This window comes from Chitinibacter sp. GC72, from assembly GCF_009760905.1.
Lineage (GTDB): Bacteria > Pseudomonadota > Gammaproteobacteria > Burkholderiales > Chitinibacteraceae > Chitinibacter.
Genome location: NZ_VIRW01000001.1, coordinates 123,249 through 148,868 on the forward strand (window position 1 = coordinate 123,249; position 25,620 = coordinate 148,868).

The 25,620-nt window shown below is 52.4% G+C and carries 24 protein-coding genes; 8 read left to right on the forward strand and 16 right to left on the reverse strand.

Features of this window, described 5'->3' with window-relative positions:
* Positions 1-8 precede the first annotated feature (8 nt).
* Genes FLS37_RS00550 through FLS37_RS00560 form a run of 3 tightly spaced genes read right to left on the reverse strand, consistent with a single transcriptional unit; the run spans position 9 to position 2,965 of the window.
* On the reverse strand, positions 9-488 hold the full coding sequence (locus FLS37_RS00550) for a chemotaxis protein CheW (RefSeq protein ID WP_157313979.1): 480 nt from the start codon (positions 486-488) through the stop codon (positions 9-11).
* Positions 489-498: 10 nt separating this feature from the next.
* The gene (locus FLS37_RS00555) at positions 499-2,577 is read right to left on the reverse strand and encodes a chemotaxis protein CheW (RefSeq protein ID WP_157313980.1); all 2,079 of its coding nucleotides are present in this window, start codon (positions 2,575-2,577) and stop codon (positions 499-501) included.
* Positions 2,578-2,599: 22 nt separating this feature from the next.
* Positions 2,600-2,965, reverse strand: coding sequence for a response regulator (locus FLS37_RS00560; RefSeq protein ID WP_157313981.1), 366 nt, complete (start codon positions 2,963-2,965; stop codon positions 2,600-2,602).
* A 194-nt stretch (positions 2,966-3,159) separates the two neighbouring features.
* Here FLS37_RS00560 and FLS37_RS00565 point away from each other — a divergent pair, with 194 nt between their 5' ends.
* Positions 3,160-3,828 (forward strand): glutathione S-transferase N-terminal domain-containing protein, encoded by a 669-nt coding sequence (locus FLS37_RS00565; protein ID WP_157313982.1) that lies wholly within the window; start codon positions 3,160-3,162, stop codon positions 3,826-3,828.
* Here FLS37_RS00565 and FLS37_RS00570 read toward each other — a convergent pair.
* The gene (locus FLS37_RS00570) at positions 3,811-4,179 is read right to left on the reverse strand and encodes a hypothetical protein (protein WP_198314426.1); all 369 of its coding nucleotides are present in this window, start codon (positions 4,177-4,179) and stop codon (positions 3,811-3,813) included. The genes FLS37_RS00565 and FLS37_RS00570 overlap by 18 nt on opposite strands.
* Positions 4,180-4,341: 162 nt before the next feature.
* Here FLS37_RS00570 and FLS37_RS00575 point away from each other — a divergent pair, with 162 nt between their 5' ends.
* Positions 4,342-5,073 carry a YebC/PmpR family DNA-binding transcriptional regulator gene (locus FLS37_RS00575; RefSeq protein WP_157313983.1) on the forward strand — a complete coding sequence of 244 codons (732 nt, stop codon included), beginning with the start codon at positions 4,342-4,344 and terminating at the stop codon, positions 5,071-5,073.
* Positions 5,074-5,120: 47 nt separating this feature from the next.
* On the opposite strand, the gene FLS37_RS00580 is transcribed toward FLS37_RS00575, so the two are convergent.
* The 5 genes from FLS37_RS00580 to FLS37_RS00600 form a co-directional block, all read right to left on the reverse strand.
* Entirely contained in the window at positions 5,121-5,261 is a 141-nt protein-coding gene (locus tag FLS37_RS00580) for a hypothetical protein (RefSeq protein WP_157313984.1), read from the reverse strand.
* A 109-nt stretch (positions 5,262-5,370) separates the two neighbouring features.
* Positions 5,371-5,937, reverse strand: a complete 567-nt coding sequence (locus tag FLS37_RS00585) for an elongation factor P (RefSeq protein WP_157314181.1) — start codon at positions 5,935-5,937, stop codon at positions 5,371-5,373.
* A gap of 70 nt (positions 5,938-6,007) precedes the next feature.
* Positions 6,008-7,234, reverse strand: a complete 1,227-nt coding sequence (gene earP, locus FLS37_RS00590) for an elongation factor P maturation arginine rhamnosyltransferase EarP (protein ID WP_232522454.1) — start codon at positions 7,232-7,234, stop codon at positions 6,008-6,010.
* On the reverse strand, positions 7,215-8,042 hold the full coding sequence (locus tag FLS37_RS00595; RefSeq protein ID WP_157313985.1) for a lytic transglycosylase domain-containing protein: 828 nt from the start codon (positions 8,040-8,042) through the stop codon (positions 7,215-7,217). The genes earP and FLS37_RS00595 overlap by 20 nt, the downstream gene beginning before the upstream one ends.
* 86 nt (positions 8,043-8,128) lie before the next feature.
* Positions 8,129-9,523, reverse strand: a complete 1,395-nt coding sequence (locus tag FLS37_RS00600) for a UDP-glucose/GDP-mannose dehydrogenase family protein (RefSeq protein ID WP_157313986.1) — start codon at positions 9,521-9,523, stop codon at positions 8,129-8,131.
* Positions 9,524-9,825: 302 nt separating this feature from the next.
* Between FLS37_RS00600 and FLS37_RS00605 the strand changes: the two genes are divergently transcribed.
* Both FLS37_RS00605 and clpB read left to right on the forward strand, forming a co-directional pair.
* Entirely contained in the window at positions 9,826-10,482 is a 657-nt protein-coding gene (locus FLS37_RS00605; protein WP_157313987.1) for an OmpA family protein, read from the forward strand.
* Positions 10,483-10,672: 190 nt separating this feature from the next.
* The gene (gene clpB, locus FLS37_RS00610) at positions 10,673-13,255 is read left to right on the forward strand and encodes an ATP-dependent chaperone ClpB (RefSeq protein WP_157313988.1); all 2,583 of its coding nucleotides are present in this window, start codon (positions 10,673-10,675) and stop codon (positions 13,253-13,255) included.
* 48 nt (positions 13,256-13,303) lie between these two features.
* On the opposite strand, the gene FLS37_RS00615 is transcribed toward clpB, so the two are convergent.
* Entirely contained in the window at positions 13,304-13,657 is a 354-nt protein-coding gene (locus FLS37_RS00615) for a DUF4124 domain-containing protein (protein WP_157313989.1), read from the reverse strand.
* A gap of 243 nt (positions 13,658-13,900) precedes the next feature.
* On the opposite strand from FLS37_RS00615, the gene FLS37_RS00620 reads away from it, so the two are divergent.
* The gene (locus FLS37_RS00620) at positions 13,901-15,250 is read left to right on the forward strand and encodes a leucine-rich repeat-containing protein kinase family protein (protein WP_157313990.1); all 1,350 of its coding nucleotides are present in this window, start codon (positions 13,901-13,903) and stop codon (positions 15,248-15,250) included.
* Positions 15,251-15,314: 64 nt separating this feature from the next.
* Here the strand turns inward: FLS37_RS00620 and FLS37_RS00625 are convergent, their stop codons facing one another.
* Both FLS37_RS00625 and htpG read right to left on the reverse strand, forming a co-directional pair.
* Positions 15,315-15,989: a DUF4145 domain-containing protein gene (locus tag FLS37_RS00625; RefSeq protein WP_157313991.1), complete on the reverse strand. Its 675-nt coding sequence runs from the start codon at positions 15,987-15,989 to the stop codon at positions 15,315-15,317.
* A 120-nt stretch (positions 15,990-16,109) separates the two neighbouring features.
* The gene (gene htpG, locus FLS37_RS00630; RefSeq protein WP_157313992.1) at positions 16,110-18,011 is read right to left on the reverse strand and encodes a molecular chaperone HtpG; all 1,902 of its coding nucleotides are present in this window, start codon (positions 18,009-18,011) and stop codon (positions 16,110-16,112) included.
* A 226-nt stretch (positions 18,012-18,237) separates the two neighbouring features.
* On the opposite strand from htpG, the gene FLS37_RS00635 reads away from it, so the two are divergent.
* Together FLS37_RS00635 and FLS37_RS00640 are read left to right on the forward strand one after the other, a co-directional pair.
* A complete protein-coding gene (locus tag FLS37_RS00635) occupies positions 18,238-19,032 on the forward strand; it encodes a ParA family protein (RefSeq protein ID WP_157314183.1) in 795 nt (264 codons plus the stop codon).
* A 22-nt stretch (positions 19,033-19,054) separates the two neighbouring features.
* Positions 19,055-19,957 (forward strand): response regulator, encoded by a 903-nt coding sequence (locus FLS37_RS00640; protein WP_157313993.1) that lies wholly within the window; start codon positions 19,055-19,057, stop codon positions 19,955-19,957.
* 130 nt (positions 19,958-20,087) lie between these two features.
* Here FLS37_RS00640 and thrC read toward each other — a convergent pair whose 3' ends face one another.
* The 4 genes from thrC to FLS37_RS00660 form a co-directional block, all read right to left on the reverse strand.
* Positions 20,088-21,521: a threonine synthase gene (thrC, locus tag FLS37_RS00645; protein WP_157313994.1), complete on the reverse strand. Its 1,434-nt coding sequence runs from the start codon at positions 21,519-21,521 to the stop codon at positions 20,088-20,090.
* A 144-nt stretch (positions 21,522-21,665) separates the two neighbouring features.
* The gene (locus FLS37_RS00650; protein WP_157313995.1) at positions 21,666-22,130 is read right to left on the reverse strand and encodes a DUF1643 domain-containing protein; all 465 of its coding nucleotides are present in this window, start codon (positions 22,128-22,130) and stop codon (positions 21,666-21,668) included.
* Positions 22,131-22,238: 108 nt separating this feature from the next.
* On the reverse strand, positions 22,239-23,552 hold the full coding sequence (locus tag FLS37_RS00655) for a homoserine dehydrogenase (RefSeq protein ID WP_157313996.1): 1,314 nt from the start codon (positions 23,550-23,552) through the stop codon (positions 22,239-22,241).
* 118 nt (positions 23,553-23,670) lie between these two features.
* Complete coding sequence (locus tag FLS37_RS00660; protein WP_157313997.1) at positions 23,671-24,915, reverse strand: pyridoxal phosphate-dependent aminotransferase; 1,245 nt, start codon at positions 24,913-24,915, stop codon at positions 23,671-23,673.
* A gap of 213 nt (positions 24,916-25,128) precedes the next feature.
* Between FLS37_RS00660 and FLS37_RS00665 the strand changes: the two genes are divergently transcribed.
* Positions 25,129-25,497 (forward strand): Mth938-like domain-containing protein, encoded by a 369-nt coding sequence (locus FLS37_RS00665; RefSeq protein WP_157313998.1) that lies wholly within the window; start codon positions 25,129-25,131, stop codon positions 25,495-25,497.
* Positions 25,498-25,620 lie beyond the last annotated feature (123 nt).

Genomic DNA, 25,620 nt, shown 5'->3' on the forward strand with positions numbered 1-25,620 from the left:
TTCTCTCCTTATGCTGCAACCGCGTCAACCAATGCCATATCGGCACTAGTCATGAGTTTTTCGATATCAACCAGAATAATCATTCTTTCATCCACCGTACCTAAGCCCAAAATATAAGCGGTATCTAAAGCTGCACCAAATTCAGGTGCGTTGCGTAATTGATCGGAGGCCAAGGTCATTACATCTGATACCCCATCCACGACAATTCCAACAGTACGCTGTGCGACATTTAAAATGATCACCACCGTAAACTGATCATAGCTTGGATTGCCAATATTAAATTTAATTCTCAAATCAACAATTGGCACAATATTGCCACGCAAATTAATAACACCTTTAATAAAGGCAGGAGCATTGGCAATACCTGTTACGGCATCATAACCACGGATTTCTTGCACTTTTAGAATATCAATTCCATATTCTTCCTTGCCAAGTGCAAAAACGAGTAGTTCGCGATTGACTTCGCTATCACGTAAAACTTGGTCCATACCCCCTCCGTTAAGCTGCTAATCGACTGATATCAGAAGATGAAAGATGCTGTGCTGTTTTAACTAATGCAGCAACATCCAAAATAAATGCAACATGACCATCACCCATAATGGTTGCACCAGCCACCCCATTAACGCGCCGATAATTAGTTTCTAGATTTTTCACCACCACTTGATGCTGCCCTAATAAATCGTCGACAAATAGGGCTATTTTCTGCCCTTCTGCTTCCAAAATAATAACTAAGCCTTCTTCGAAAGATTTTAATTTGGCAGGCAAATTGAAAATATCGTAGAGCGCAATTAATGGTAAATATTCGCCACGCACATTGATCACATTGCCGCGCCCAGCCATAGATTTAATTTCTTCTGTTTTCGGCTGTAGCGATTCAATAATAAATGTCAATGGAATGATATAAAGCTCATCCGATGCTGAAATTGACATGCCATCCAAAATGGCCAAGGTAAGTGGCAGGCGAATACTCATCGTGGAGCCAACACCCGTCATGGATTGAATTTCAACTCGTCCACCCATGGCTTGAATGTTTTTGCGTACCACATCCATGCCTACCCCACGCCCTGATACGTCGGTAATCTCTGCTGCGGTAGAAAAGCCAGCTTCAAAGATCAGCATCCAAACTTCGTTGTCCGACATATTGTCGTTTACGTTCATGCCACGCTCTTTGGCCTTATTTAGAATGCGTTCTCTACTTAAGCCGGCACCATCATCACTGACCTCAATGACGATATTGCCGCCCTGATGGAATGCTTTGAGCGTTAATGTTCCTTGGGCTTGCTTATTGCGGCTTAAGCGTACATCAGGCATTTCAATGCCATGATCCAAGCTGTTACGCACCAAATGCGTTAATGGATCACTGAGCTTTTCAATAAAGCCTTTGTCGAGTTCGGTGTTTTCACCAATCATGCGCAACTCAACTTGTTTGCCCAGCTTGCCAGCTAAATCACGCACCAAACGAGGATAGCGATTAAATACAAATGAAATCGGCATCATCCGAATCGACATCACCGATTCTTGTAATTCGCGCGTATTGCGCTCAAGCTGAGCAACGCCGCTAAGCAGTTTTTCGTGCAAAACCGGATCGAGTTGCAGCGAATTTTGCGCCAGCATGGATTGGGTAATGACCAGCTCGCCGACCAAATTGAGCAACTGATCAACCTTTTCCACGCTGACTCGGATTGAAGACTCCGCCGCTTTATCTGTTGCTCTTTCGTTCTGGAGACGACTGATCGGTGTTACTGCAGCAGGCGTTGAACTAACGGCAGCGACGACGGCTTCCTCTATGATAGGTTGGAAAAATCCATATCCGGCCTCCTCGGCCGTCGCTGCTGTGGCTTCAGACAAGGCAGCGCCTAGCGTGTCATCAAAAAACCCAAACCCTTCATCAACGCTTAAATCCGACTCGGCTGGCGTCAGAAAGAGGCCAAACTCAGACTGGCATTCGGCACTTGATGTAATCGAAACCCGATTTGGCTCAATCATGAACGACATTGAATCAAGTATTTTTTCAGGATTTTCAGTGGTCTTGATACGGTACAACCAAGGCGAATAAGCGTCGCCAGGCGTAAAATCGTCAATGGTGCCAAAGCGATCTAGCTCACGACACAGCAGAGTTTCATCAAACGTCTCACCGGGCTGAATCACGATGGTCAGCTCGTCCAGTTCTACCATCGTCGTGTCTTCCTGAGAGGTCAGCAATTGAGTGAGCCTAGCCTTGGTTGCGCTCATCGCCAGTTCATCAGGTTGGCCCTGTCCACGATGCGCGGACAGCATGTCCTGCAATACATCCCCAGATTGCAGGAAAGCATCTACCATTTCCGCAGTTAGCGTAATTTCGTTTTTACGAATTTTATCCAGCAGGTTTTCCAGCACGTGCGTCACATCGGTCAAATCTGCAAAACCGAATGTTGCTGCGCCTCCTTTGATCGAATGTGCAGCGCGAAAGATGGCATTCAAGTCTTCCGAATCTGGTTCAGCCACATTGATATTGAGCAGCAATGACTCCATATTGGCCAAGTGCTCGGCAGCCTCATCAAAAAAAACCAGAATAAACTGGCCCATATCAATCGACATAGCTCCCCCTCGCTAGAGACCACTAGCCGATGACTTTGCGGACAACTTCCAGCAGTTTTTGTGGATCAAACGGTTTCACCAGCCAGCCAGTGGCACCGACTGCACGCCCCTGCTGTTTCATCGCATCGCTCGATTCGGTGGTGAGCATCAGGATGGGCGTGCTGGCATATTGAGGCAGCCCGCGCAAGGTGCGAATCATCGTCAAGCCATCCATGCCCGGCATATTCTGATCGGTGAGCACCAAATCCACCTGCCCGGATTTGGCCTGTGCGACACCTGCATTGCCGTCCACAGCCTCGACCACCTCGTAACCCGCGCTACGCAAGGTGAAGCTCACCATTTGCCGAATTGATGGCGAATCATCTACCGCCAATATTTTCTTTGCCATATTGCCCCCCGTTCACACAGATAGAACCAGATACCACTTTGTACTCAGGTATAAATTTCTTGAGCCGATTCTTTTTATAGGCAAGACTTGTCATCATCGCCATTCAAAACCTACATGGAACGTCAAAATTATTTTCAGGCAATGTCATTGAAACAATATGATTTGCAATAAACAACCAGATAAAACTGAACACAATGAAAGATAATAATCAGCTGATTCTGTACTCATTCCGCCGCTGTCCTTATGCAATTCGGGCCAGGATGGCCTTGAGTCTATGCAATATCGAGGTGCAGTTGCGCGAGGTCGTGCTGCGCGACAAGCCACCCGAGCTATTACATAGCTCGCCCAAGGGGACAGTACCAGTGTTGCTGCTGGGTAATGGCCAGGTCATCGAGCACAGCCTGGACATCATGTTATGGGCTATCGAGCACACGGCAGCGGATAGCAGCCTGACTCTGGCACTGGACGCGCAGTTAGAGTTAATCGAATTGCACGATCAAAGCTTCAAACCATTGCTTGATCGCTACAAATACCCCGAGCGTCATTTGGAGCTATCCGCACAGCAGCATCAATACAACGCCATGTATTGGCTTGAAACCCATATCATTACTAGGCTGAAAGAATATACCCACCTTTTTGGTAATCACTTAAGTCTGGCTGATTTGGCGATTGTGCCTTTTGTCCGCCAATGCGCTGCAGTCGATAGTGCGGCATTTGCGCGCAGCACCAGCACAGCCTTGCAACACTGGCTGGCACGGCTGACTGAATCAGCTCTATTTGAATCGGTCATGAGCAAGTATCCGCAATGGCGTGCCGGAGATCCCCCGATCTGGTTTGGTGGCACCTCAAAGCCGCCGCTGTGAACGTCGCCGGGATAGTGGTAAATCACCATAGGCCTCGCGCTCGAAATAATTATCGCGATAAAAACGCCGCCCGCGCAGCCATTGCCAGCAGCTTGAACCCAGATACAAGGGCCAGAACATCAGGCCCCAGCGTTCATACTGACGGACGTGTACCCGCTCGTGCACACGCAAGCGCGCCATTTGACTGGCATCGGCAGCAATCACCACATGACCTACAGTAATCGCAGCGAAACGCCAGCGTGCACAGCGCCAACGCGCAGGCGCGCTTACTTCGCATACGCCGCAATACCAGACACAACGCGCACCCAACAGACGCAGAGGCAAGGCGAGCAGCAGACCGATCAAGGTCATCGGCAAAGCCCATACATATCGCACCACACGCTGACAACGCCAATTCATCATTTGTCCCTAATCAAAGCCAGATGCTGTTAACCCCGCATGCGATATTTTGACCTGCTCACGCTCATGCTAGAATAGCGCCCAATTAATTAAACCAGATTGAACGGGTGCAGCATGGCAGGTCATAGCAAGTGGGCAAATATTCAGCATCGCAAAGGTCGTCAGGACGCCAAGCGCGGCCAGATTTTTACCAAGCTGATCAAGGAAATCACCGTTGCTGCCAAAATGGGTGGCGGTGATATCACGATGAACCCGCGCCTACGTCTGGCAATCGACAAGGCCAAAGCGCAATCGATGCCGAAAGACAATATCGAAAGCGCTATCAAGCGTGGCACCGGCTCGCTTGATGGCGTTGATTACATCGAAACCCGTTATGAAGGTTATGGCCTAGGCGGCGCAGCAGTGATGGTCGATTGCCTGACCGACAACCGCACCCGTACCGTGGCCGACGTACGCCACGTATTCAGTAAATACGGCGGAAATATGGGCACCGACGGCTGCGTGAGCTTCCAGTTCAAGCACTGTGGTTATCTGATTTTTGCGCCGGGCACTGACGAAGACGCACTGATGGAAGCGGCGCTCGAAGCGGGTGCAGATGACGTAACGACCAACGATGACGGCTCAATCGAAGTGATCACGCCGCCGTACGAATTCGTGAACATCAAGGAAACGCTAGAAGCAGCCGGTTTCAAAGCCGAAATGGGCGAATCAACGATGAAACCGCAAGGCGAAACCGAGTTAACCGGCGACGACGCGATCAAAATGCAGAAATTGATCGATATGATGGAAGCGCTCGACGACGTACAAAGCGTTTACACCACGGCGGTATTTGACGAAGAAGAATGATTTCACGCTTCGTTTGAAAAAGAAAGCCGGCTTTAACACGCCGGTTTTTATTTAAACAAAAAATAATAAATCACATAAAACCAGCTACAAAAGCCATGAAGAATGGCCCACAGGATGGAGTGATTGGCGCTCCAAGATAACGCTACGGCAATCACGGTGCCCAGACTAAAACCGCCGAAAATCTTCATGATTCACTCCTTGCAAATCGTGGTTGCCGAATGTGGTCATCCGCGATCAAATGGGGTCAGACAGAAAAAAAGCCACCGGGTTCGGTGGCTTTTTTGCGTTTCATCACGCTTAGTTAGCGCGTTTTTTGAATTCCATGGTGCGAGTGTCGATCTCGATTTTGTCACCGATATCGATAAATGCAGCCACCTGGATGTTCATTTCTGAACCCACCAGTTTTGCTGGTTTCATTACTTTGCCTGAAGTGTCGCCACGTACTGCTGGCTCGGTGTATTCAACTTCACGCACTACCACGGTTGGCAACTCAACAGAGATCGCTTTGCCGTCGTAGAAAGTCACTTGGCATTTGTCTTCCATGCCGTCAACGATCAGACCCAGCGTGTCGCCCAGGTTGTCAGCTTCAACTTCGTACTGATTGAACTCTTCGTCCATGAACACGTACATTGGATCAGCAAAGTAGCTGTAGGTGCAATCGAGGCGGTCGAGTACAACCACTTCCATTTTGTCATCTGACTTGTAAACGACTTCAGAACCAGAACCTGACAACAGGCCTTTGGATTTGATTTTAACTACTGAAGAGTTACGACCTGATTTTGAGAATTCGGTTTTTTGAACAACCAGAGGTTGGCCGTCAACCAAGATAACGTTACCAGCGCGAACTTCGTGTGCAGTTTTGATTGCCATTGCGTATTACCCGAGTTTTAACGATTCTGATGCAAAATCGCTGTTTGAAAATAGAAAAATCCCGCTATTTTACCTTGGAATTGACGAATCTGACCAGATTAGTCGCGACATCCCCCAGTTCAAGCAAATTTTTCCGCCAGGCGTGAGCGTGCTCTTGCAAGAGATGCCGTCCGGCAACAAGCTCTTGCCACGCAGCACTGAGATCTCCACCGTGATTCCACGCTTGCATCATTGCGGCCAGCGCCATGAGCGCTGGCGTGGGCTGATGGCCCAGATAACGCACCAGAAACGCGTCCAGTTTGTCGCGATGTGCATCATCTTCCTGCGGATAGATATGCCAGACAAACGGCTTGGCCGCCCATTGCGCACGCAGGAAAGAATCTTCTCCGCGCACAAAATTAATGTCGCAGCTTAGCAGCAGGCGATCATAGTCATCCTGTGCCAGCATGGGCAGGGGAATGATCTCCAGTGCGCCGCGCCTAGATACACCACCAGTGTATTGCCCTGCAGTCAAATCCAAATCCTTCATAGCAAGCAATACCCTACCCTCTGGCACAAAAAGCCGGATGGACTGACTGCTGTTTTCCAGCACCGACAACCATTGCTTCAATGCAAGAGGCTCATAGGCAAAGAGCGAAATATTCAAAGCAGGTGCCAGATGCTGCGGGCATGCGGGCGACAGGCTGACCAGAAACTGCGCAGAATCAGCGTCACGCCAGGCCAGCTGCAAGGCTCTTTGCCTTTGCTCGCTAAACACACCGCCTGTGCGCTTGGTAAAACCCGGAAAGAAAAAGTACTTGCTCAAGCCCTGCACCGGCGATGGCAAACCGTGGCAACCTTCAACCCAGTCTTCGGCGCTCAGGTATTCCAGATTAATCCAGACCGGAGCTGTGGCTCTGGCCTGCATCTGGGCCAGATAAGGTGCTGGAATCTCGCAAGCGAATGCTTCAATCACCACGTCGGCGGCATGGACAAGAGGTGGGAAATCGGTATCCCAGCGCAGCACCAGTACGCCTTCCAGCTGCTGGCGCGCTTGAGTCGGATCGATTTCGGGGCGGATTTGCGCAAAACTGGCCAGATCATCGACCCAAAGTGTGACAGCAAGGCCAAATTCCTGATGCAATTGCCGGGCAAGCCGCCAGCACACGCCAATATCGCCAAAATTGTCGACCACACGACAAAAAATCGCCCACGCAACTGCTGCTGTCATCACCATGACCTGCTTGACCCACTCAAAGCGGTAGTTTACCAGCAGGGCGATGGATGGCGACCTAGCGCCGCTGCACTGCATAGCGTTCGCGATCAGGAATATGGATCAGCGATGGGTAGAGGCGCTGGATTTTGATGACATACTGGCGGGTTTCTTTATAGGGCGGAATGCCACGATAACGATCTACTGCGCCCTCGCCGGCGTTGTACGCCGCCGAAACCAGATCAATCCGCCCCTGATAGCGATCGAGCAATAGCCGCAAATAGCGCACCCCGCCTTTGACATTTTGACTGACATTGAAAACATCCTGCACATTAAACCGTGCGGCAGTGCCCGGGATCAGCTGCATCACGCCCATTGCCGATTTGGGCGACACCGCATAGGTTTGCAAGCGCGATTCCACCAGAGCAATACTGAGCGCGAAATCCGGGTCTACCCCGTGCCAGCGGGCAATCTGGGCAATAATGCGCGCGGTTTTCTTTTGCTCGTGGCTTAAGGTAATCCGCTGAACGGCACCATGGGGTAAGGGTGATTTCTCCGGTTGAACGTCGGCCAGCAGACAAGCGGGTAGCTGATGATTTTTCAGCAGAATGGTATCGAGCATATCCTGCGCCTGCCTATGACCTTGCTCGGCGGCAATCGAAAACAGGCTGGCGGCAGCTTGGCGATTTTCCGGCACGCCCAGACCAAACGCGTACAACACGCCCAGCCGGTATTGCGCTTCGGTATTGCCATGGCGTGCGGCAACACAATAATGCACCGCCGCTTGCCACGGATCGCGCGATTCCAGATCAGGCCGGGGCAGAAACTCGACAATCCCCCCCCTTGCAGTCACGCTCAGGACAGCAATACCCAGCAGAAGCAATAAAGATCGAATAATCAACGACATAATTGACAACTACGTCAAGCAGATTCTTCAGATTATGCCAATCGAGCAACGATGTCAGCCCGGCAAGACCAATGGTCTTCTGCGCTTTAGAGCACTGAGACGACATCGCCACTCGGTAAGGGCGTCGCTTGCGACACAGTGCTGGATCGGACCGCAATCTGCTCGCGACCAATCGGGAAATAGCTGATTTCTTCGGCCTTCATCCGTTTGGGTTCGTACAGATTGCGCCCATCAAAAATCGTCGCCGAACGCAGCGATTTCTTGATGCTGGCAAAATCCGGGCTGCGAAATGCTTTCCACTCGGTCGCAATCACCAGCGCATCGGCATTGTGTAATGCATCCATATGCATAGGCGCAAAACTGATTCCCTCGAACCCGGCAAACAGTTGCTGGGCCTTGGTATTGGCCACCGGATCATGCGCGCAAACTGTTGCGCCCCGAGTTAGCAAGCCCTGAATCAGCGTCAGGCTAGGCGCTTCGCGCAAATCGTCGGTATCGGGCTTGAAAGCCAAACCCCAGATCGCAAAGTGCAGGCCACGCAAATCCGGGCCAAAATGCGCCTGAATCTTATTCAGCAGCACATGCTTTTGCTGATTGTTCACCTCATGCACTGCCTGCAGGATTTTGAGCGGCTCGCCGCATTGCTGCGCAGTTTGCTGCAGTGCCTGCACGTCTTTTGGAAAGCATGAGCCACCATAACCCACGCCGGGATACAGAAAATGATAGCCAATACGGGGATCAGAGCCGATGCCCTTGCGTACCAGCTCGATATCCGCCCCCAGCACTTCGGATAGATTGGCCAGCTCGTTCATAAAGGAAATCCGCGTCGCCAGCATGGCATTGGCCGCATACTTGGTCAGCTCGGCCGAACGCAAATCCATACATAAAATACGGTCATGATTGCGCACCAGTGGCGCATAAATGGCCTGCATCAGATCTTTGGCCGTTTCGTCCTCGGTGCCAATCACAATCCGGTCCGGGCGCATAAAATCATCCACCGCCGCACCTTCTTTCAAAAATTCGGGATTGGAGACCACGCTAAAACTGCTGCGCTGCCCACGCTGATCAAGCTGCGCCTGCACCGCGCGCCGCACCAGATCGGCCGTACCGACGGGAACGGTCGATTTATTCACAATCACTTTGTACTCGTTCAGGTGATGACCGATATTGGCTGCAGCCGCCAGCACATATTGCAAATCGGCCGATCCGTCTTCACCGGGCGGCGTGCCGACGGCAATAAACTGGATCGTGCCATGCGCCACCGATTGCGCCACATCGCTGGTAAAGCGCAAGCGATTGGCCTGCACATTGCGCCGGATCAGCTCGTCCAGCCCCGGCTCGTAGATGTGCACAATGCCTTCCTGCAGCTGCTGTGTTTTCTGAATATCCAGATCCAGACACAGCACATGATTGCCGTATTCCGCCAGACAGGCACCTGTGACCAAACCGACATAACCCGAACCAATCACCGTAATCCGCATTTGAGCTACTCCACTGTAGGCTGATGCGTTTTTACCGGACTTGAATGACGGTTCTGCGACAAAATTGGGAAATCTCGATGACAAGCGCCCAGAGTCAGGCGGTAATTGAACTTCACACCCACCCTTTCATCCAATTGACAACACGGACATGACAAGTAAAGCTAGATTGAATTTGCTGGAAGGTAATCAACAGATGTGAGTTCATTCACCGGCAGAGCGGCAATTTGATACAGATTATGTCATCGCAATATGTTTAGATTCGCCTACCCACTTGGATTGGATTTTTAATAAGGATGCACACAATGAAAAAACTCATGATGCCAGCTCTGCTGACCATTAGCCTGAGCATGGCTGGCTGCGCGAATATGACACCCGAGCAGCAAGGCGCCACCATTGGTGCTGTCGGCGGAGCGATAGCTGGTGCGGTCATCAGCTCGGCCACGGGCGGCAAACACGTGGCGCGTGATGCAGCCATTGGTGCAGCGATTGGCGGCATTGGCGGCTACGCATGGTCGGCGCATATGGAAAAGCAGCGCAAGGAAATGGAAGCGGCCACGCAGGGCACCGGCATTGAAGTGAGCAAAACCGCCAATAACGAGCTAAAGATTGACGTTCCGAGCGATTTTTCGTTTGATACCGGCAAATACGCCATCAAACCGAATATGCGCCCGGTGCTCGACAAGCTGGGCCAGACGCTGAATCAAAATCAGGTGACGCGCGTACGCATTATTGGCCACACCGACAGCACAGGCACGGACGCCATCAACAATCCGCTCTCGGTCAATCGCGCCGGTGCAGTGCAAGCGTATCTGGTCAACCGTGGCGTGGCGGGCAACCGGATGAGCATTGATGGTCGCGGCTCGTACGAGCCCGTGGCGGACAATAACAGCGCAGCGGGCCGCGCACAAAATCGCCGCGTCGAGATTTTTGTCGCCGAACCGGCACCAGCCAGCAAGTAAGCCCGTTAGCTCAACCGAGCAAGCGCAATCTCCAGAAACAGTCTGCCATGGCAGGCTGTTTTTTATTTTCAAAATATTTATTTTAAAATCATTTACTTAAGCAATATCAAACTCAAGCCGCTCTGCGCTTGAATTTCAAATGCCTTGCATCCATGTATGGGTTAATCAACCCAATACCTGGAGACGCAAAATGCGTATCGACAAACTAACTACCAAGTTTCAACAAGCGCTCGCTGACGCGCAAAGCATGGCTTTCGCCAATGACAACGCCTATATCGAGCCACAACATTTATTGCTTGCGCTGCTAAACGATAACGATTCGGGGGCCGCCGCCCTGCTCGCCCGCGCTGGCGTCAATATTCACCCACTGAAATCGGCACTGGAAAGCGCAGTGCAGCGCCTGCCTAAAATCTCCGGTGGCGATGGCGATGTCACCGTCGGCAAGGACCTGGGTCGCCTGCTCAACCAGACCGACAAAGCGGCGATGCAGCGCAATGATCAATTCATTTCCAGCGACCTGTTTCTGCTCGCACTCGCCGACGACAAAGGCGAAACGTCACGACTGCTGAAAGAAAACGGCAGCAAGAAAGAAGCCATCGCCGCAGCGGTGGATGCCGTGCGTGGCGGTGAAAACGTCAGCAGTGCCGATGCCGAGCAACAACGGGAAGCGCTCAGCAAATACTGTCTCGATCTGACCGAACGCGCCCGCGCCGGCAAGCTCGACCCGGTGATCGGTCGCGATGACGAAATCCGCCGCGCGATTCAGGTTTTGCAGCGCCGAACCAAAAACAACCCGGTATTAATCGGCGAACCCGGCGTCGGCAAAACCGCGATTGTCGAAGGCCTCGCGCAGCGCATCATCAACGGCGAAGTGCCCGAATCGTTAAAGCACAAGAGGGTATTGTCTCTGGACCTAGCTGCGCTGCTGGCTGGCGCGAAATACCGGGGGGAGTTTGAGGAACGCCTCAAAGCTGTTCTGAATGAACTCGCAAAAGACGAAGGCAATAATATTGTCTTTATCGACGAGCTGCACACGCTGGTGGGCGCCGGCAAAGCCGAAGGCGCAATGGACGCCGGCAATATGCTCAAACCCGCGTTGGCGCGCGGCGAGCTGCATTGCATCGGCGCGACCACACTCGATGAATACCGTAAATACATCGAAAAAGACGCCGCGCTCGAGCGCCGTTTCCAGAAAGTGCTGGTTGGCGAGCCAAGCGTTGAAGACACGATCGCGATTTTGCGCGGCTTGCAGGAAAAATACGAAATCCACCACGGCGTCGATATTACCGACCCGGCGATTGTCGCTGCGGCCGAGCTGTCGCACCGCTATATCACGGATCGTTTCTTGCCCGATAAGGCCATCGACTTGATCGACGAAGCGGCGGCCAAAATCAAAATGGAAATCGACTCCAAACCCGAAGTGATGGACAAGCTCGATCGCCGCATTATTCAGCTCAAAATCGAGCGCGAAGCGGTGAAACGCGAGAAAGATGAAGCGAGTAAAAAACGCCTTGGTCTGATCGAAGAAGAAATTGCTAAGCTCGACAAAGAATATTCCGATCTGGAAGAAATTTGGAAAGCCGAAAAAGCCAGCGTGCTCGGTAGCCAGGCGATTCGCGAGGAAATCGACAAGCTGAAAAATCAGATGGAAGCGCTCAAACGCGCCGGCGAATGGCAGAAAGTCTCCGAGCTGCAATACGGCGAATTGCCAGCGCTGGAAGCGAAATTGAAAGCGGCCGAAGCAACAGAAACCGGCGGCGAGAAGGCCAATAAACTGCTGCGTACACAAGTCGGTGCCGAGGAAATCGCCGAAGTCGTTAGCCGCGCGACTGGCATTCCGGTCAGCAAAATGCTGCAAGGCGAGCGCGAAAAATTGCTGCATATGGAAGACGTATTGCACGACCGCGTCGTCGGCCAAGATGAAGCTGTTCGTTTGGTGTCAGATGCCATCCGCCGCTCGCGCGCGGGTCTGGGCGACCCGAACCGGCCGTATGGCTCATTCCTGTTCTTAGGGCCAACTGGCGTCGGAAAAACCGAGCTTTGCAAAACGCTGGCGAATTATCTATTCGACTCGGAAGACCACATGATTCGCGTCGACATGAGCGAGTTCATGGAGAAACATTCGGTCGCCCGCCTGATCGGCGCGCCGCCGGGATACGTTGGCTACGAGGAAGGTGGCTATCTGACCGAGCTGGTGCGCCGCAAACCGTACAGCGTCATCCTGCTCGATGAAGTCGAAAAAGCGCATCCGGATGTATTTAATATCCTGCTGCAAGTGCTCGACGATGGCCGCCTCACCGACGGCCAAGGCCGCACGGTGGATTTCCGCAACACCGTCGTGGTGATGACATCGAACCTAGGCAGCGATCATATCCAGCGCCTGGCCGATTCGGATTATCAGGTCATCAAGCTGGCGGTGATGGCTGAAGTGAAAACCCATTTCCGTCCCGAGTTCGTCAACCGGATCGACGAAGTGGTCGTGTTCCATGCTTTGGCGCAGCAACACATTCGCAATATCGCCAAAATCCAGCTCGAAAAACTCGTTGGTCGTTTGGCGCATATGGAAATCGGCATGGAAATCTCTGACGCCGCGCTTGATCTGATCGCCGAAGCGGGTTTCGATCCGGTCTACGGCGCGCGGCCACTGAAACGTGCGATCCAGAGCGAGCTGGAAAACGTCTTGGCCAAACGGATTCTTGCCGGTGATTTTGGCGCCAAGGATACGATACGTGTCGACGCGAAAGATGGCGCAATCCTGTTTGGCAAAGCCTGAATCTGGCTAAGCCATCAACAAAGCCCGCATCAGGCGGGCTTTGTTCATTTAATCAGGCAGTCGGCGCACCGGGCGGTTACTGATTTTGTCCGATGGCCCACGCGTGGTGTCGGTTTTGCTCGATGGACTGCTGACCGAGCCCCCACCCGCTGGCTTGGCGGCCTCTCCCATACTGCTCACCGTGCCGCCCTTGCTATTGTCCTGATAAGCCGGAACAAACTGTCTTTCCGGAATATCCACGGTACTGATGGTGCCCTGATCGTCCATCGGCACTTCGACACCAGTACAGGGCCGATCCGAATAAACCACGCGCCCTTTTTCATCTAGACATTTAAATGGCTCTGCCCAAGCCAGCCCCGGCAACAGCAGCACAATCAACAGCCAGCACATATATTTCATCATGCACCTCCATTCATCCACATTTGAAGCGTGGCTGCGATCTGACGGATATGCGAGTGTATTGGCCGATTCGTATAGCCAAACGGTCATTACATGGCACACTTGATGACTAGCCACCATTAAAACCACAGGTATACCTCTAGAAGCAAAGCTTGAATTGACTCGCATGGACATACCCAACAGCTACCTGATAAAAGCAAAATCCATTACCATTGCCGTCCCCCACCGTGAACGCAAACAGACTTTATGCATACTCTGGCGCAATTGCAGCAAGGACAGCTTAAAGGCCTGAGCCGCCTCGATCTCAGCTGCAATCTGCGCGAGTTTCCGCGCGAAATTTTTGCGCTGGCCGATACGCTGGAAATCCTCAACCTCTCCGGCAATCAGCTTGCCAGTCTGCCAGACGATTTGCCGCGACTACACAAACTGAAAATTATTTTCTGCTCGGATAATTGTTTTACCGAGCTGCCCGCCGTGCTGGGGCAATGTGCCAATCTGGCAATGATCGGTTTTCGCGCCAACCAGATTGCCCACCTCCCCGCCGCCGCGCTGCCGCCCAAGCTGCGCTGGCTCACGCTCACCGAAAATCAGATTACACAATTGCCCGATGAGATCGGCCACTGCACGCAGCTGCAAAAGCTGATGCTGGCTGGCAACCGCCTCAGTGCCCTGCCCGCCACGCTGGCCAATTGCCACAATCTGGAGCTGGTGCGCATCGCGGCGAACCGATTTGAAGTATTGCCAGAATGCCTGCTGAATCTGCCCAAATTGGCTTGGCTCGCTTTTGCTGGCAACCCGTGTGCCGATCGTGTTGAAGCAGCGATGGTGGCGTGCAATAGCGTGCCGAAAATCGATTGGCAGCAAATTCGCTTGGGCGAGCTGTTGGGTGAGGGCGCTTCGGGGCAGATTTTTGCGGCTGACTGGTATGAAAATGGCCAGCGGTCTGGGTTTGAAAACGGCGATTCGCTTGGGCGAAAGGTCGCGGTGAAACGCTTTAAATCAGCCGTCACCAGCGACGGCGTACCGCGCAGCGAAATGGACGCCTGCATTGCCGCAGGCGCGCACCCCAATTTAATTCCGGTACTGGCTCAGATCGACGATGTGGCAAACCCCGCGCTGGTGCTGGGGCTGATTGATCAAGACTACAAAACCCTCGCTGGCCCACCGAGCCTGCAAAGCTGCACCCGCGATATTTTCGCACCCGATGCGCAATACAGCGTGCCGGTGATTTTAAATATCCTAAAGGGTATTGCCTCGGCGATGATGCAGCTCAATAGTCACGGGCTAATACATGGCGATGTATATGCGCATAATATCCTAACCCACGCCGATGGTACTTGCCTGCTCGGCGACTTCGGCGCCGCATCCTTCATACCGCCCGAACACCAAGCAGCCCTCGCCGCGATCGAAATGCGAGCATTTGCTTGCTTGATTGAAGATCTGATTAGTCGTTGCAATTCCGTAGAGCCAGCTGATTTGCAAAGACTCGCTAAGCTTCAAGGTTTACATCTGCAATGCGTGAATAACTCCCCAGATCAACGACCAAGTATGGTGCAGGTGGTAGAGCAATTGACTGAAACCGCCAGCTCCATTTGACGCCACAAGAGGGAGTGTGAAAATCACACAGAGGTTTGCGCACTTCTAAAATCTACGACCGAACTTATACCGCTTTATTTTTTGCGTCTTTATCCTCTGCTGCTTTTCTAAGCCGCTCAGGCGTTTTTTCATAAAGAGCTTGAAGCTCTTTGGGCTCAGATATGCCTTTTTTTACAATAAAATTTAAGAGATCAAACATTTTTTCTGCCACTTGATCAAAGTCCTCGTCCGACATTTCTCCCGGATGAACCGCATTATTTCCAGTAATTCTGAGTGTATCGGCAACTTTAATGATCATTGGGGGGAGTGTGTTTTTTGCAGCTAAAGAACGAATATCGGTATCAATATTCTTGCCTGGCTCCCCCAAGTGTTTGCATAGCTTTTGTAGTCCAAGTCTTAGTAGAGCTGCTGCTCCTCGTGGTGAACGCGAAAAAATGCGGGCCGCTTCTTCATAATCTCGCTTCACATCAGCTGGCATGTCTACATCTGCCTCTGGGGCGATAGAAGAATCTGGGTAAATCATTACGCCATTCACTAATTCCTCAAGGGGGATATAAGGAGAGTAAGTTTTTCCTTGCTCAGCACTCCATATAGAACGTGAGTGGCATTTCGAGCACTGGGCAGCAGCAAACAATAATGGTTCTGTGGTAAAAACTCTATTCCAGTGCATATGTGAGAAAGTTGCACAAAAGGGGCAGTGAAATGCATCCGCTTTAAACCGTGGTACTGTGTAGTTCATTTGACTGTTCTCAAAGCTATCACCGTTAAACTGCTAGATTTAAAAAACCGACCCGCAGGTCGGTTTTTGTGTGGGTATTGCTCTGTAGTCCAATAATAGATTGAGCTACAGACTTATACCTTAGTTGTGCAACGCCAGCATCAAACCATTCAGGCGTTTTACGAACGCAGATGGGTCTTCCAGTTGGCCGCCTTCGGCGAGTAGCGCTTGATCGAACAGCAATTGCGTCCAATCGCCAAACTTGTCGCCAGTCGCTTCGGCTTTCAGTTTGCCCACCAGTGGGTGCGTTGGGTTCACTTCCAAGATGGGCTTGCTGCCTTGTACGTCTTGGCCGGCGGATTTGAGCAAACGCTCCAGATTCGCGCTCATATCGTTGTTTTCAACCACGAGGCACGCTGGGCTGTCGGTCAGGCGGTGCGTCACGCGAATGTCTTTGACAGAATCGCCCAACACGCCTTTCATTTGCTCCAGCACGTCTTTCAGTTCGGTCGCCGCAGCTTCTTGCTGTTTTTTCTCTTCTTCGTCGGTAAATTGCTCCAGATCGAGTTCGCCTTTAGCGACTGATTGCAGTTTTTTACCTTCGAATTCGGTCAAACCGCTAAACGCCCATTCGTCAACGCGGTCGCTCAGCAACAAGACTTCGATGCCTTTTTTGCGGAAGACTTCGAGGTGCGGGCTGTTTTTCGCCGCCGCGTATGAATCGGCGGTGATGTAGTAGATCAGCTCTTGGCCTTCTTTCATGCGGCCCAGATAGTCTTTTAGCGATACGGTTTGATCGCTATTGTCGTTGTGCGTTGATGCAAACCGGCACAGACCAGCGATGCGTTCTTTGTTGGCAAAATCTTCGCCGACGCCTTCTTTCAGCACTTTGCCGAATTCGCGCCAGAACGTCGCGTATTTCTCTTGGTCTGCCGCTTCTTCCGAATTGGCCAAGCCTTCGAGCATGCCGAGCACTTTTTTCACGCAGCCCGATTTGATTTGCTCGATGTCTTTGCTGTGCTGCAAGATTTCGCGCGATACGTTCAGTGGCAGGTCAGACGAATCGATCACGCCGCGGATAAAGCGCAGGTATTGCGGCAGCAATTTTTCGCTGTCTTCCATGATAAACACGCGGCGCACGTACAGTTTTACGCCGTGACGACGCTCGCGGTCGTACAAATCGAACGGCGCGCGTTTTGGTACGTAGAGCAGCTCGGTGTATTCCTGACGGCCTTCGACTTTGGCGTGGCTCCACGCCAGCGGATCGTCGTAGTCGTGTGCGACGTGTTTGTAGAATTCGGTGTATTGTTCGTCGCTAATTTCCGACTTGCTGCGCGTCCACAAAGCATTGGCTTGGTTAACGGTTTCTTCGCCTTCAGCAGGCTTAATCGAGCCGTCTTCGTTGTAACCGGCTTGCGCTGGCATCAAGATTGGCAGCGTGATGTGGTCGGAATATTTGCGGATGATTGAACGCAGTTTCCAGTCATTCAGGAATTCGTCTTCACCTTCTTTCAGGTGCAGCACGATTTCAGTACCGCGGCTGTCTTTCGCCACGTCTTCGAGCGTAAATTCGCCATCACCGGCAGAAACCCACTGCGTTGCGCCAGTTTCACCGGCACGGCGCGTGGTGAGGGTGACTTTGTCGGCGATGATAAACGCCGAGTAAAAACCCACACCAAATTGACCGATCAGGTGCGCGTCTTTTTGCGCGTCGCCTGAGAGCTGGCTAAAGAATTCTTTGGTGCCCGAGCGCGCGATCGTACCGATGTTTTTGATGACTTCTTCGCGGCTCATGCCGATGCCGTTGTCGGCGATCGTGATCGTTTTGGCGTCTTTATCAAAAGACACGCGGATTTTGAGTTCGGAATCGTCGCCGTACAGGCTGTCGTTATTGATCGCCTCAAAGCGCAGCTTGTCGCAAGCGTCGGACGCGTTGGACACCAGCTCGCGCAGGAAAATCTCTTTGTTCGAATACAAAGAGTGAATCATCAACTGCAGCAGTTGTTTAACTTCGGCCTGAAAGCCTAGGGTTTCTTTACTCATGGTTTTATTTCCCTAATCGTGGGTTGCAGACAATGGTGGATAAATGGGGCTGGTCGGCAGCTCTTCAAGACCCTGTATGCAGCAGGGAGATTGATTTGGGCTGATTGGGGCTAGGTAAATGATTTAAATCGTTGTTTTGTCGCGCACTGGCACTTTACTGACAAGAGTTGTGAGCAAAAGCTTGATATAGTGTCGTCAATCGAGGAAAACGGCAGAGGTCGGTATGTTGCGACGCGTGGTATTTAATCAGAAAGGCGGAGTGGGTAAATCCACCATCACCGTCAACCTAGCGGCAGTGGCCGCAGCGCAAGGTAAGCGCGTATTAGTCGTAGACCTAGACCCACAGGGCAATAGCAGCCATTACCTCCTGGGGGCATCTGCGGGTGAAGCCACACCCACGCTGGCCGATTTTTTCGAGCAGGTGCTTAATTTCTCGCTGTATGCCAAAGGGCCAGCGGAATTTATCCACGCCACACCGTTTCCCAATCTGTATCTGATGCCCTCGCATCCGGGCATTGCCGAGCAGCAGGTTAAGCTTGAATCACGCTACAAAATCTATAAATTGCGCGAAACGCTGGCCGAGCTCACCGGCCAGTTTGACGAGGTGTATATCGATACGCCGCCTGCACTTAATTTCTTTACTTTGTCGGCCTTGATCGCCGCCACAGGCTGCCTGATTCCGTTTGACTGCGATACGTTTTCGCGCGATGCGCTGCTGGGCCTGATCGCCCGCGTCGAGGAAATCCGGCAGGATCACAATGATCAATTGCAGATTGAAGGCATTGTGGTCAATCAGTACCAGCCACGCGCCAGCTTGCCGCAGCGCCTGGTGCAGGAGCTGGAAGCGCAACATTTGCCGGTACTCAAAACCCGGCTTTCCAGTTCGGTTAAAGTGCGCGAATCGCACGACAAGGCCGCGCCGCTGATTGCGCTGGATGCCAAGCATAAACTGGCACAGGAATTTGCCGCCCTTTACGGCGAATTGTCAGCTGCGGCGCAAGGCGAGTATATTAACGAATAATGATATTGAGTGGGCTAGCGAGATGACACCATTGAGCAAACCGGGCCGCGTCCTGATTGTTGACGATGAACCGTTTAATCTGGAAATCCTGTCCGAACACCTGAACGATGCCGGCTACGAGACCGCCACCGCAATGGACGGCGAAGAAGCTTGGGAAGTATTGCAGGCCGACCGCGTCGGCTTTGACACCATCCTGCTCGACCGGATGATGCCGCGGATGGATGGCATGCAGGTACTGGCCAAACTCAAGCAGCACCCCGAGTTCCAGCATATCCCGGTCATTATGCAGACCGCCGTTGGGGCCGCCGAAAACGTGCAGGAAGGCCTGGCCGCTGGCGCGTATTACTATCTGATCAAGCCATTCCAGCGCGAAATGCTGCTGGCCATTGTGGCCGCTGCCGTTGGTTTTCATACCGAGCGCAGCCAGCTGGAACGCGAGATTTCGGAGCACGCCGACTCATACAAGCTGCTGGTCAACGGGCATTTTCGCTTTCGCACGCTCGATGAAGCACGCCAGCTCACGCTGCTGCTCTCGCGCGCCTGCCCCGACCCGCAGCGCGTTGCACTGGGCTTATCCGAATTGCTGGTCAACGCCGTCGAACACGGCAATCTGGCGATCAGCTACAGCGAAAAAACCCGCCTGCTGCAAACCAACCGCTGGCAGGACGAAGTGGAAGCACGCCTGATCGATCCGAAATACAAGGATCGCATCGTGAATGTCAGCTTTAATAGCAACGCCGAAGAAGTACAGATCCGCATTCAGGACGAAGGTGCCGGTTTTGAATGGCAACCCTTTCTGGAATTCTCACCCGAGCGAGCGTTCGACCCACATGGCCGCGGCATCTCGATGGCACGAATGATGTCGTTTGATAGCGTTGAATATCAGGGCAAGGGGAATGATGTACTGGTGCGGGTGAGGAAGTGACCGTAGGATGGGTTAGGCGGAAAGCCGTAAGCCACCATGATTGCTGGCGCACAAAAGTTAAAGTAAAAAAAACCCGCAAATAGCGGGTTTTTTTATTGGGTATTGCCTTGCAGATCAATCTGCAATTAGCTTAGCGGGCAATACGTTCGACCAAATACGCTTTAATCTGAGCTGCATCCGCATCAATCGCATCAAAACGCTGTGGCAAATCTTCCAGACCAACCAGACCCGCTGGGCGTGCTGGTGGTTGGTTCAGCGCTTCCACCATTGTCGTTTCGAATTTGGCTGGCAGCGCCGTTTCCATAATCACCATCACCACGTCGTTGCGGCGGTGTGCTTTAGCGGCTTTGTAGCCATCGGCAGTGTGCGGGTCGATCTGGATGCCGAATTTTTCGAATACTTCACGAATGTGCGCTACGCGGTCGGCGTGGGTGCTGGCTTCAGATTTAAAGCCGTATTGGTCGCGCATTTGTGCGAACAATTGCTCGCCAATCTCAAAGCCGCCGCCGGTTTCGACCGATTTCCACAGCGCCGCCAGTTTGCCCGCGTCGCGACCAACCAAGTCGAACACAAAGCGCTCCAAGTTCGATGCTTTGGTGATGTCCATTGATGGGCTAGAGGTTTCGTAAGTGCGATCCAGACCACGCGGATGGTAGCCGCCGGTTTTGAAGAATTCGTCGAGCACGTCGTTTTCATTGGTCGCGACGATCAATTGGCCGATCGGCAAACCCATCTGGCGCGCGATGTGGCCGGCGCAGATATTGCCGAAATTGCCCGACGGTACGCAGAAATCCACCACGTCGCCGACGTTTTTCGCCGCTGCGAAATAGCCTTTGAAGTAGTAAACGACCTGCGCAACGATGCGGCCCCAGTTGATCGAATTCACCGCGCCAATTTTGTATTTGGCTTTAAATTCGGCGTCTTTATTAACGTCTTTGACGATGTCCTGGCAAGCGTCGAAAAAGCCATGCACCGACAAGTTGTAGATATTTTCGTCTTGCAGGCTAAACATCTGCGCGCGCTGGAAGGGGCTCATTTTGCCAAACGGGCTGAGCATAAACACATTGACGCCCTTCTTGCCGCGCATCGCGTATTCCGCCGCCGAGCCAGTATCGCCCGAGGTCGCGCCCAAGATATTCACTTGCTCGCCTTTCGCAGCTAACACGTACTCGAACAAATTGCCGAGCAATTGCATCGCCATGTCTTTAAACGCCAGCGTCGGGCCGTTCGACAATTCTTGGATCACTAAGGTGTCATCGAGCTTGATGATCGGCGTGATTTGGTCGGCATCAGCGGCATTGCGGCCATTGCAGTACACGGCCGCGGTGTAGGTTTTTTCGATCAGCGCTTTTAAATCCGCCGCTGGAATATCGTCAACAAAACGGCTGATCACGGCAAACGCCAGATCGCGGTAGTTTAGTTTGGACAGCGCTACCAGTTCGTCTTGCGAGAATTGTGGGTAGCTTTCCGGAATCGACAAGCCGCCATCGGCCATCAAGCCACCAAGCAGGATATCGCTAAATTGTTGGGCGGCAACGCCACCACGGGTAGAAATGTATTTCATGGGTATAGGCCCGTAGATATTTATATGATTGGTCTGCGTGTTTATACCCATTTGGGTATTTTTCGTAGGGTGTGAAACGCGAAGCGTTGCGCAACAAAGATGGCTCATCTGCGTGCGCGAATCAAGATTCGCACACCCTATTGGCTAACTCCAGTCGATAGGCTCCAGTTTATTGGGTAGATACAAGGGATGAGCTGGCTCACCTGATTTATTTAGTCGCAATATTTTTAATTTGATTGGAAAACCTCTAACTTGGGCTGAGCGCGATAAATGCTTTCCATCATTTCCCCAAGCGGCCACAACAACACCAGCATTTTTTGCAACTCTTAGTATCCACTCATCGTTCTCGGATCCAATTGGTTCTTCATTGCAAAATAAATTCGATGGATCTCTGGAACGATATGCAAATAAATTCACCATGCATAGGCCACCATAACCCCATCCTTTGGCAAAATTAACGCAGCGCCTAATTGTTGGATCGTCTTCCGTTTCATCTGCAATTGATGGATTTAACCCAATAAATACCGCATATGGTTTATGTTCATCCCAAATGCGCCACAAAACATAACGATATTTTCTGCAGGATGACAACGTTGCCGTTGATTCCATTTGGACTCTCCGAAATCAAGTTACGTAGGGCGTGTTAGCATCGCATAACCCACCTTTCATCTCAGGTGGTGGGTTACAGCCTTCGGCCTAACCCACCCTACGATGCAATCAACCGTTGAGGTGTTCCAAACGCAGCTTCACCACTTTGCCATTGGTGCTGCTCAAGGCTTCAATTTTGGCTATCGCGGCGTTAACGTTTTTCTCAACCGCAGTGTGAGTCACGATAACAATCTCGGCAGCTTCTTCAATTGTTGCGGCTGGTTTTTGCAGCATTGCATCCACCGAAATTTGACCGTCGGCCAAGATGCCGGTGATTTCGGCCAACACGCCCGGCTGATCTTTCACTGACAAGCGCAGGTAGTAGCAGGTTTCCACTTCGTCGATCGACAAGATCGGCAAGTTTGCCATCGCCGTTGGCTGGAAAGCCAAATGCGGTACGCGGTGTTCTGGGTCGGCGGTGTGCAGACGGGTGATATCGACCAGATCGGCAATTACTGACGATGCGGTTGGCTCAGCGCCAGCGCCCGGGCCGTAGTACATTGTGGCGCCAACCGCATCGCCTTTGACCAGCACGGCATTCATCACGCCATCGACATTGGCAATCAAGCGGCCAGCAGGAATTAGCGTTGGCGACACGCGCAATTCGATACCGTTAGGGCGGCGGCGTGTCATGCCGAGCAATTTGATGCGATAGCCCAATTCGGCGGCATATTTGATGTCGGCAGCGTCAAGTTTGCTGATGCCTTCCAGATACGCTTTGTCGAACTGCACTGGAATACCAAATGCAATTGCGCTCATGATGGTGAGCTTGTGCGCGGCGTCGTGGCCTTCGATGTCGAAAGTCGGGTCAGCTTCAGCGTAACCGAGGCGCTGTGCTTCGGCCAGCACGTCGGCAAACGCCGAGCCTTTGTCGCGCATTTCGGTCAGGATGAAGTTCGATGTGCCGTTGATAATGCCGGCTACCCATTCGATTTTGTTCGCGGTCAGGCCTTCACGCAGCGCCTTGATCACGGGAATACCGCCAGCTACCGCCGCTTCAAAAGCGACAATCACGCCTTTTTCCTGCGCTTTAGCGAAGATTTCATTGCCGTATTCGGCGATCAGTTTTTTGTTGGCTGTGACTACGTGTTTGCCATTTTCGATGGCGGCCAGCACCAAGTCTTTGGCAATCGTGGTGCCGCCGATCAATTCAACAACGATGTCAATGTCGGGATTGTTCACCACATCCATCGCGTTATCGGTCAAGGCCACGCCTTCGCCGACGAGTTCGCGCGCGCGATCCAGATCGCGGTTCGCCGCCATCGTCACCACAATCGGGCGACCGGCGCGGCGGGCGATTTCTTCGCCGTTACGCTTCAAAACGGTGGCAGTACCGCCACCTACAGTCCCCACGCCACACAGGCCGACATTGATTGCTTTCATTGTTGATCCCTCGTAGGTCGGGTTAGCGAAGCGTAACCCGACAAATGATTAAATTACTATTGATGACTTACTAATTGATAACGGTGGGTTACGCCTTCGGCTAACCCACCCTACGTGATTATTTCGTGGCAAATTCGCCCGTGCTGTGGCGTTTTCGCCAGTTCTGCAAGAAGCGTGCAACACGGTTGATCGCTTCGGTCAGATCATCCAGATTGGGCAAAAACACCACGCGGAAATGGTCGGGCTGATGCCAGTTAAAGCCGGTGCCTTGCACCAGCAGTACTTTTTCTTCGGTCAGCAATTCAAGCATCAATTGCTGATCGTCGCTCACCGGATAAATCGCCGGATCAAGGCGCGGGAACATATACAGCGCGGCTTTGGGTTTGACGACGCTCACGCCCGGAATCTGGCTGAGCATCTCATAGGCCAGATCACGCTGCTTGGCCAAGCGCCCGCCTTCGCGCACCAGATCGTCAATGCTCTGATAGCCGCCCAACGCAGTCTGAATCGCGTATTGCGCCGGTACATTGGCGCACAGGCGCATCGTCGCCAGCATATTGAGGCCTTCGATGTAATCCTTGGCTGGTTTTTTATCGCCCGACACAATCATCCAGCCCGCGCGGTAGCCGCAAGCACGGTAATTTTTCGACAGGCCATTGAAGGTGAGGAATAGCACGTCGTCGGCCATCGAGGCAATCGAGGTGTGCGTTACACCGTCGTAGAGCACTTTGTCGTAAATTTCGTCGGCGTAAATAATCAGGCCAAATTCACGCGCCAGATCGACGATTTGCTGCAGCAGCTCGTCCGGGTACAGCGCGCCGGTCGGGTTGTTCGGGTTGATCACCACAATCGCGCGCGTTTTATCGGTGATCTTGGCGCGCATGTCTTCAATCGACGGATACCAGTGATTTTGCTCATCGCACAGATAATGACGCGGCTTGCCGCCCGCCAGGCTGACCGCTGCAGTCCACAACGGATAATCAGGCGCAGGCACCAGCACTTCGTCGCCATTATTGAGCAGCGCCTGCATGCTCAGCACGATCAGCTCGGACGCGCCGTTGCCGATGTAAATATCATCCACCGTCACATCTTTGATGTTTTTCTGCTGCGTGTAGTGCATCACCGCTTTGCGCGCCTGGAACAAGCCCTTGCTATCGACATAACCAGCGGCGTTGGAGAGATTGCGGATCACGTCTTGCACCACTTCTTCGGGCGCATCAAAACCAAAGTTGGCCAGATTGCCGATATTGAGCTTGATGATGCGGTGGCCGTCTTCTTCCATCTGCCGGGCTCGCTCTGGAATTGGCCCGCGAATTTCGTAGCAGATATTCAGTAATTTGTTCGATTTGAGGATGGCTTCCATCGTCACGGCCCACGCAGGATTATTTTAGGGGAAACCCCGTATTCTATCGAAAGATTCGCCCGTTGGAACAAACAATTAAGTATCAAAACGCACAGCACAGCGCTTTTGCAATGATTTAAAATGCACAAAACAATGTAAAGGCCAAAAGTTCTCGCGCAAGGCGAAGCAATAATGCGAGGGGACATGGCCTGATGACTTAACTCAAGGATCACCATGAAGCTGCATCAGTCCAAAGTCGATCATCTGAACCAGATTACCGCCTACGATCACGAATCTGTTCATGTGAATCAGGAGCGTTTTGCCGGCAGCCTGCTGGTACTGCCCGACGCAGTGCATGTCTGGCGACCAAGCTCATTTAGCGATCTGAGCGAGGCCGATTTTGCCGCGCTGCTCGAATTCAAACCCGAGCTGGTACTGCTTGGCACTGGCGCGAGCATCCAGTTTCCGCACCCCAAACTTTACACCGCCCTCTCCGCCCACCATATCGGCGTCGATACCATGGGCACGGGCGCGCTGTGTCGCACATTCAACGTGCTGGTAGCCGAAGATCGGCGCGTGATGGCGCTGGTGTTGCATAGCTAGGGGTATAAAGCCAAAGCCATTAACCATACTGGCGTTCAAGAATATACCCTAGATGATGTCGGTTGAGCATCTGCTACAGTATTCAAGACGCTGAATCCCTTGCTTTCAAGCAGGTGCTAGAGA

What these genes read in the sequence shown, in the direction of transcription:
- FLS37_RS00550 (WP_157313979.1), bottom strand. Translation starts at nt 488, where the DNA reads ATGGACCAAGTTTTACGTGATAGCGAAGTCAATCGCGAACTACTCGTT.
- FLS37_RS00555 (WP_157313980.1), bottom strand. Translation starts at nt 2,577, where the DNA reads ATGTCGATTGATATGGGCCAGTTTATTCTGGTTTTTTTTGATGAGGCT.
- FLS37_RS00560 (WP_157313981.1), bottom strand. Translation starts at nt 2,965, where the DNA reads ATGGCAAAGAAAATATTGGCGGTAGATGATTCGCCATCAATTCGGCAA.
- FLS37_RS00565 (WP_157313982.1), top strand. Translation starts at nt 3,160, where the DNA reads ATGAAAGATAATAATCAGCTGATTCTGTACTCATTCCGCCGCTGTCCT.
- FLS37_RS00570 (WP_198314426.1), bottom strand. Translation starts at nt 4,179, where the DNA reads ATGACCTTGATCGGTCTGCTGCTCGCCTTGCCTCTGCGTCTGTTGGGT.
- FLS37_RS00575 (WP_157313983.1), top strand. Translation starts at nt 4,342, where the DNA reads ATGGCAGGTCATAGCAAGTGGGCAAATATTCAGCATCGCAAAGGTCGT.
- FLS37_RS00580 (WP_157313984.1), bottom strand. Translation starts at nt 5,261, where the DNA reads ATGAAGATTTTCGGCGGTTTTAGTCTGGGCACCGTGATTGCCGTAGCG.
- earP (WP_232522454.1), bottom strand. Translation starts at nt 7,234, where the DNA reads ATGCAGTGCAGCGGCGCTAGGTCGCCATCCATCGCCCTGCTGGTAAAC.
- FLS37_RS00595 (WP_157313985.1), bottom strand. Translation starts at nt 8,042, where the DNA reads ATGTCGTTGATTATTCGATCTTTATTGCTTCTGCTGGGTATTGCTGTC.
- FLS37_RS00600 (WP_157313986.1), bottom strand. Translation starts at nt 9,523, where the DNA reads ATGCGGATTACGGTGATTGGTTCGGGTTATGTCGGTTTGGTCACAGGT.
- FLS37_RS00605 (WP_157313987.1), top strand. Translation starts at nt 9,826, where the DNA reads ATGAAAAAACTCATGATGCCAGCTCTGCTGACCATTAGCCTGAGCATG.
- clpB (WP_157313988.1), top strand. Translation starts at nt 10,673, where the DNA reads ATGCGTATCGACAAACTAACTACCAAGTTTCAACAAGCGCTCGCTGAC.
- FLS37_RS00615 (WP_157313989.1), bottom strand. Translation starts at nt 13,657, where the DNA reads ATGATGAAATATATGTGCTGGCTGTTGATTGTGCTGCTGTTGCCGGGG.
- FLS37_RS00620 (WP_157313990.1), top strand. Translation starts at nt 13,901, where the DNA reads ATGCATACTCTGGCGCAATTGCAGCAAGGACAGCTTAAAGGCCTGAGC.
- FLS37_RS00625 (WP_157313991.1), bottom strand. Translation starts at nt 15,989, where the DNA reads ATGAACTACACAGTACCACGGTTTAAAGCGGATGCATTTCACTGCCCC.
- htpG (WP_157313992.1), bottom strand. Translation starts at nt 18,011, where the DNA reads ATGAGTAAAGAAACCCTAGGCTTTCAGGCCGAAGTTAAACAACTGCTG.
- FLS37_RS00640 (WP_157313993.1), top strand. Translation starts at nt 19,055, where the DNA reads ATGACACCATTGAGCAAACCGGGCCGCGTCCTGATTGTTGACGATGAA.
- thrC (WP_157313994.1), bottom strand. Translation starts at nt 21,521, where the DNA reads ATGAAATACATTTCTACCCGTGGTGGCGTTGCCGCCCAACAATTTAGC.
- FLS37_RS00650 (WP_157313995.1), bottom strand. Translation starts at nt 22,130, where the DNA reads ATGGAATCAACGGCAACGTTGTCATCCTGCAGAAAATATCGTTATGTT.
- FLS37_RS00655 (WP_157313996.1), bottom strand. Translation starts at nt 23,552, where the DNA reads ATGAAAGCAATCAATGTCGGCCTGTGTGGCGTGGGGACTGTAGGTGGC.
- FLS37_RS00660 (WP_157313997.1), bottom strand. Translation starts at nt 24,915, where the DNA reads ATGGAAGCCATCCTCAAATCGAACAAATTACTGAATATCTGCTACGAA.
- FLS37_RS00665 (WP_157313998.1), top strand. Translation starts at nt 25,129, where the DNA reads ATGAAGCTGCATCAGTCCAAAGTCGATCATCTGAACCAGATTACCGCC.